This window comes from Vibrio sp. 1562 (assembly GCF_033340155.1).
Classification (GTDB): domain Bacteria; phylum Pseudomonadota; class Gammaproteobacteria; order Enterobacterales; family Vibrionaceae; genus Vibrio; species Vibrio alginolyticus.
Genome location: NZ_JAWOVY010000440.1, coordinates 1 through 650, shown reverse-complemented (window position 1 = coordinate 650; position 650 = coordinate 1). Strand labels below are relative to the sequence as shown.

Sequence of the window (650 nt, the reverse complement as noted above, 5' to 3'; positions counted from 1 at the left end):
ACCTTCGATTTGGAAGTGTTCACCTGGCGCTAAACGCACATCACGCTCAATGCTGTAATTTTGTACCATAGCGATACCAATGATCGTCACAGCAAGACCGATATGACCAAACATCATCGCCCAGTGACTACGTTGAAGCTTACGAACACCTTCAGCAAAACTGTGACGGTGCGTCGCACGCTCATGCAATTCAAACGCATGCATTGCCACGATCCAAATCGACATAACCCAGCCGATGTACGCCATCACTGAGAAGAAATCAGCAAATAGGAATACACAAACCGCCGCCAACGCCAGAGACACAGAGCCCGACACAAGCATAGGCTTCACAATCGAAGATAACTGGTCACGCTTCCAACGGATAAGAGGACCGATACCTAGCAAGAAGGCAAACGGCATCATCAGCCATGCAAATAGCATATCGAAGAATGGGGCACCGATAGAAACCGAGCCCAAACCGAGCTGCTTGTGAACCAATGGCAACAACGTACCAACTAAGACAACCACAAGTGCAGCAATCAGCAAGACGTTATTGGCAAGAAGTGCATTTTCGCGCGACACTAAATCAAAGTTACCACGAACACGTACCGCCGCACCTTTCACCGCGAATAGCAGTAAAGAGCCACCGATAACGAAGACAAGGAAACCCA

1 protein-coding gene is annotated in these 650 nt (G+C 48.8%); it reads right to left on the bottom strand.

The window, feature by feature from the left end:
- Positions 1–650, bottom strand: a 650-nt coding sequence (locus R7Z49_RS25680; protein WP_318112489.1) for a cytochrome c-type biogenesis CcmF C-terminal domain-containing protein, incomplete at both ends; no start/stop codon positions are given.